5 protein-coding genes are annotated in these 4,727 nt (G+C 64.9%); 3 read left to right on the forward strand and 2 right to left on the reverse strand.

Features of this window, described 5'->3' with window-relative positions; genetic code table 11:
- Positions 1 to 343 precede the first annotated feature (343 nt).
- Positions 344 to 703: a hypothetical protein gene (locus tag EB084_19785; protein ID NDD30506.1), complete on the forward strand. Its 360-nt coding sequence runs from the start codon at positions 344 to 346 to the stop codon at positions 701 to 703.
- 244 nt (positions 704 to 947) lie between these two features.
- Positions 948 to 1,598 carry a hypothetical protein gene (locus EB084_19790; protein ID NDD30507.1) on the forward strand — a complete coding sequence of 217 codons (651 nt, stop codon included), beginning with the start codon at positions 948 to 950 and terminating at the stop codon, positions 1,596 to 1,598.
- Positions 1,599 to 1,798: 200 nt separating this feature from the next.
- Here EB084_19790 and EB084_19795 read toward each other — a convergent pair whose 3' ends face one another.
- The gene (locus tag EB084_19795) at positions 1,799 to 2,890 is read right to left on the reverse strand and encodes a hypothetical protein (GenBank protein ID NDD30508.1); all 1,092 of its coding nucleotides are present in this window, start codon (positions 2,888 to 2,890) and stop codon (positions 1,799 to 1,801) included.
- Complete coding sequence (locus EB084_19800) at positions 2,887 to 3,504, reverse strand: hypothetical protein (protein ID NDD30509.1); 618 nt, start codon at positions 3,502 to 3,504, stop codon at positions 2,887 to 2,889. The genes EB084_19795 and EB084_19800 overlap by 4 nt, the downstream gene beginning before the upstream one ends.
- Positions 3,505 to 3,824: 320 nt before the next feature.
- On the opposite strand from EB084_19800, the gene EB084_19805 reads away from it, so the two are divergent.
- Positions 3,825 to 4,727, forward strand: a 903-nt coding sequence (locus tag EB084_19805; protein ID NDD30510.1) for a hypothetical protein, incomplete at its 3' end; no start/stop codon positions are given.

A 4,727-nucleotide genomic window follows, 5' to 3' on the forward strand; every position in this document is an offset into this window, starting at 1 on the left:
CAGCGTGGTCCTGCGGAGCTCTCAGATTGATGCGGTGCAGGCGACCCTGAGGCTCTCGTCAGTGGGTTGTTGTTTTTGGAGGAGACGGGGAGGCGTTGACGCTCACCCCCTTCCTGTTGTGGGGGCGTGCGCGCAGCCCCGCAGGGGGCGATGTTCTGTGTCTCCGGAACTGCCTTCGCGATTCGGACAGCGATCATTCACATCTCGGCAACATATCGTTCACCGACCTTTTACATCAGAGCAATGACTCGGCAATACGCGCCTGATAGTCTGGCGCAGCCACCACAGGTGTGGTATGATCGGCCTGGTGGTTTCCCCGTCTGGCCCACAAGGAGAAGACGACATGGACGAGCTCATCCAACGCATCGATGGCCACTTTCAAGACATTCACGTCAGTCAGCGTCAATCGATTCGTGAGGTCGAGGGGCTGAAGGAAGTGGTGGGCGACACCCAGTCACACATCACGGGAATGCAGGCCCAGATCGCCATCATGCAGACCAGCATCTCGAAGCTGCAGTCTGAGATGGTCGAGGTTCAGACCGATCTGCGGCGCATGCACGTCGGGGTCGACGGGTTGCAGGTCAGCATGGTCAACACCAACACCGCCATCGTCGAGCTCCGCGGAACCTTCGCGAGCCTGGGTGTCATGCTCAAAGAGCACGCCGGCCGCATCAGCGATCTCGAAGACAAGCAGGCGTCTTGAAGCTCTCGTAGGCCTCTCTGCACAGGCACCCTCGCTCGCGACATCTTACTAACCGTCCAGTAGTAGAGACGATACGAGGTGAGCAAACAGGAGACGAGATCGGTAGCCCGCACAAGCGAGCACCGCAGGCGTACTCTCGGCAGTACGCCGAGGAGCGCAGACGCGGACTGGACGGTTAGTATGGCGCACCCCATGCGTATGCTAGCGAAGGAGGTGTCGTCGCGTGCTTCGTGTTCGGGGTGTCATGCTGGTTCCGCCTGAGAATCGCGCCTATCGTGATTTCTGTGCGCGGCAGAAGCAGTACAATCAGCCACTGGGTCAGCGAACAGGGTTCACGGCCATGCATCGGTTGCCGTACGTGCTCGAGAAGGCCGCGCGCGCCCATCTCGAGCAGTCGGTGCCGCTCATGCCGCAGCGCATCCTCACCTACGAACAGGCCGAGCGTGGACGGTGGCTGCGTCGCTATCGTGAGATCGACGCGGTGGCGGGTGCAGCGGGCCAGCCGACCACGCTGTTCGAGGTCAAGGTGGGGCACGGCAGGTTCGCACGGGCCTTCAAGCAGCTCAAGACGAGTGCGGAGATCCTCGAAGCAGGCGGAAAGGGGGGCCTGGCGCTCGTCGTGGTGTTTGTGCGCTTCGATGATGACGGCGTTCCTCTCGAAGAGCTGCCCGCTGACGTGCGCGTGATCGACGACCTGGTGCAGCTGGCCACGGTATCGAGCAGCGGGCAGCGCCCCCTCTTGCTGCTGTCTGCGCGACAGCTGTGGGAGACCGCAGTGGCGAGCGGTCAGGTTGCCGACGAGGCGTTGTGGAATGAGGCTCGCGCCGAGTACTTCGCGGCCAAGGCGCTCGAGGTCGGTCGCGAGCTGCCGGAGGAGGCACACCCGTTGGTGTGAGGGGTAGGATCGGGGTGCTGACGCCCAATTCGCGTGGGTGTTTGCGGCGCTGACACCCAATCCCCGTGGGGTTATCGGTGTCGACCCCCGTTGTGCGTGGGTGTTGGCGGCGCCGACCCCCAATTCGCGTGGGGTTATCGGTGCCGACCCCCATCGCGCGTGGGTGTTTCTTGTGCCAACCCCCATCGCGCCCGCCCGGCTCAGCGCTTCCGATACACGTTGTCATTGAACGGGGGCTCGAAGGTGCCTGGGTCTGGCGGCACGTGCTTGAACACGGGCTTCTTGGCTTTGGCGCACGCTACGACGGCACGGGTATCGTCGCGGGGCAGGGTCACGGGGGTTCCCAGACGTGCCAGCACACGCGCCACCGTGCGCATGTCTGCAATGGCGTCGCAATAGGTCGACACATCGTTCAGTACGGTGCCCTCTGTGTAGCTGAAGGAGAGGTTGAGCATGCGCGCGATCTCGCCATCGTTGCGCATGGGTACGACCGCGGGCCCCTGGGGGGTGAGGTCGACCTGCTTGAAGCTGTATGCGGCTTCACCAGCGTGGGGAATGTTGGTCTGGGCGGTTTCGGCTTTGAGACGCAGCGCCGCCAGCGAACGCAGGAGCGCCTTCGAATCTGCCTTCGTGAGCAGGGGCGCGTTGCGGGCTCCGCAGGCGCGCAACACCAGCACGAGGCGCCGAGAGGCGCCCACCACCCGCAGCCCTTCACGGGGCGGTGCACACGCAGACAGCGTCTGCTCTTCGTAGTACCAGAGATCCTTGTACGCTGCGAGCGCCTCTAGAATCGGCTGCGGTGAGCGGGCGTCGGCCACGATGAGATGGGGCGACAGGCGCTCGATGGCGACCGTCAGGCGCACGCGGGCTGCGCAGGCTGACGCGAGGGCAACGCGCTCTGCTCGCGGGTCGATGTTGGGAATCTGCAGCGGCCCCCTCCACTTCCCCTCTCTCCAGCCGGACTGTGGGTTGTCGGCAAGCTTCAGGGCGATTCGCTCGTCGACGCAGCTCACGATTCTTCGGCCGCGCAGCGCCAGCTGATGTCGTCGTACCGACGGTCCGCCAAAGCGTCGCCCGAACGTGAAGGTGAGATTGGAGATCGAGAGCTCAGTGGCCGCATCTGCCGCAGTCAGCGCATCGGCCAGGGCCTGTACGCGCTGGGGAGAACGACCGAGCAGGGTCTTCACGAGCGGGTCGGTGGCGGGGGGCAGTGTGATGGGGGCAGGTTGAGCCCCCACGGGGGTCAGCGCGGAGAGCGCGATGAAGAGCAGGGTGCAGAGCCACTGTCTCATTGCCGCACCGCCTGCGGGAGACGCGGGTTGCGGCACGCGGTGTCGAAGTTCGGGTCCGAAGCGTGAAGCCCGCGCTCGTCAGCCGTGAGCTTGAAGTACCAGTACTCGTCACCGACCTGAGGATTGGGATAGAAGGTCGTGGCCTTCACGTGACCCTTTGCGTCGACGTCGTAGCGGGTGGCGTAGTCGACGGTCATGCTGCCGGTTCGGTCGGTCCCCTGGGTGACATGTCCGGTGTAGCACCAGAGAGAGCCGTCATCGTGACGCGCGGCGAATGCGGACAGATCGTTCTTGTTGTCGAGGTGAGCAAAGGGCACGGGTCTGTCGGCCAGCGCACTGACGGCCCGCATCTCGGTCGCAACCGCCTTCTGCGAGGTCGAGCGGGCATCAGAGCCTCCCGCTCGGGCCTCTCCGAGCTGGTCTGGGCTGAGCACGACGGCGGGCTGTGTGTCGATCTGCGTCATCACGTCTGAAGGCTCGAGCGCTTGTTGCGCCGCGGGGGAGAGGTCGACTGAATCTCCCGAAGGGGGCTGCTCGCCCTGCAAAGGTTCAGGCGAGCCCTGTGTGCGGGTGGGCGTGGGGTGAAACGAAGGGCGACCCAGTGCCGTGATCATCGGTGCCATCTCCTCGTGTGTTCGCTGTTCCCCAAGCATAGCCCCGTGATGTTGACGCGACGGTGGTCGGTTGTTTCGGGTTCGTTTCGGCGATGTGAACAAAGGCGGCACAGATGTGAACTTCTTTGGCGCAGATGTTGCCCGTCAGGTGTCAATTGGCTGCGGCTCCGGCTTTAGCCCCCACCGCGCGTGGGTGTTATCGGCGCTCACACCCAATCCGCGCGGGTGTTACAGACCCCGACCCCCATCACGCACGGGTGTTTTTTGCGTGGACTGAGGTTGCACGGAATACGAATCGACCATTTTCGACAAGAATCGCCATGAAGCAGATCATCCTGGCCCTTGTCTTTCTCTCGCTGGCCCTGCAGGCCGTCGCGGGCGACGTCCCCGCCGCGGACACCCGTGCCCTCGACACCTCGAGCGGCATCTTCGTTCCCTCGAACGGCACCCTCGACCTCGCGGGCTCGCGGTACGCCAGGTACGTGGGTGAGGCCGCCGCCGTGGGCGCCAACCTCGTGCCGTGGCCCGGCGCGAAGGTCGCCATCGATGTGGCGGGGGTGGTCGAGGATGCAAGCATCCACGCCGTGGAGCGCGAGACGTTGCGCACCGAGGGCGACCTGCTGCAGGTAGGGAAGGAGGCTGCCCGTCTGCGCGAGATCCGTGCGGAGGGACGCGACCCGAAGCGCGACCCCGAGGGGCAGCGCATCCTGGCGTGGCTCGAGCAGCAGTCACGGCACACCTGGGAGGGGAGGTCGTATCTCAGGGAGAGCCTGCGCGCGCACATGGGATACACCCTCGTGCTCGATGGGACGACCCTGGTGGCGAGCAAGGTGCTGGCGGGCCCCGTCTATCGCCGTCTCTTCAAGGCCAACGGCATGAACATCGCCGTGAACATGCACTGGAACGGCCGCAACCCCCTGTTCGCCCGCTACGATCGCGCCGCGAAGCTGGCCTGGAAGGGGTGGTGGAAAGGCCTGCCCGACGAGGCCCAGAAAGGCGTCGTTGAAGCGGTCTTGAACAAATCGGGGAACGCTTCGCTCATCGCCGCCTTCGGATCGGGCGCCCAGCCGCACTCTACGTCTGCATCGAGGGCGCCCACGCTCTCAATGTCGGCTGGATCGGGGGGCACGCTTACGACGGGGTATGTACCGCTGTCTGCGTTTCCTCGAGCGCCGTTGCCTGTTGTTCCTCTCGCGGCCCCTGCTCCTGCGGCGGCCCCGGCG

Source organism: Pseudomonadota bacterium (assembly GCA_010028905.1).
GTDB lineage: Bacteria > Vulcanimicrobiota > Xenobia > RGZZ01 > RGZZ01 > RGZZ01.